At 48.6% G+C, this 876-nt stretch carries 1 protein-coding gene; it reads left to right on the forward strand.

Features of this window, described 5'->3' with window-relative positions:
- Positions 1–876 (forward strand): glycogen/starch/alpha-glucan phosphorylase (locus tag C942_RS24175; RefSeq protein WP_036801878.1); only part of this gene is annotated, 876 nt, incomplete at both ends.

An 876-nucleotide genomic window follows, 5' to 3' on the forward strand; every position in this document is an offset into this window, starting at 1 on the left:
GGCAGTGAAGAAAGAAAACAAACAACGTTTGGCTGACTGGGTTCAGGAAAACATGGGTATCGAGCTAGATACTAATGCAATCTTTGACATCCAGATTAAACGTCTGCACGAGTATAAGCGTCAGCACCTGAACCTGCTTCACATCCTGTCGCTGTACCACCGTCTGATTAATGATCCGACATTTGATATGCACCCTCGCGTATTCTTCTTTGGTGCGAAAGCTGCTCCGGGTTACGCGCTGGCTAAAGACATTATCTTTGCTATCAACAAAATTGCAGAGAAAGTTAACAACGACCCGCGTCTTGGCGGCAAGCTGAAAGTTGTCTTTATCCCAGATTACCGCGTAAGCCTTGCAGAAATTCTGTTCCCGGCTGCTGATGTTTCTGAGCAGATCTCTACTGCAGGTAAAGAAGCATCTGGTACAGGTAACATGAAGTTCGCTCTGAACGGTGCCCTGACAATCGGTACTATGGACGGCGCAAACGTAGAGATGCGTGAAGAAGTCGGCGAAGACAACATCTTCATCTTCGGTCTGCTGGTAGATGAAGTGCAAAAACTTAAAGCAGAGGGCTACGACCCATACCGTTATTACCATGCTGATAGCTTACTACACGCAGCTCTGGATCTGTTGGAAACTGATGAGTTCACACCAGGCCACCCGGGCCAGCTTGCGGCAATTCGCCACAACCTGCTGGACGGCGGTGACCCATACCTGGTACTGGCTGACTTTGCCGACTACGTGAAGACTCACGAGAAAATCGATGCAGAATACCGTGACCAGGCGAACTGGGCACGCAAAGCAATTCTAAACACTGCATTGATGAGCAAGTTCAGCTCAGACCGTAGTATTCGAGACTACGCCAATAACATCTGGAA

Origin of the sequence: Photobacterium marinum (genome assembly GCF_000331515.1) — a bacterium.
In the GTDB taxonomy this organism is placed as follows: domain Bacteria; phylum Pseudomonadota; class Gammaproteobacteria; order Enterobacterales; family Vibrionaceae; genus Photobacterium; species Photobacterium marinum.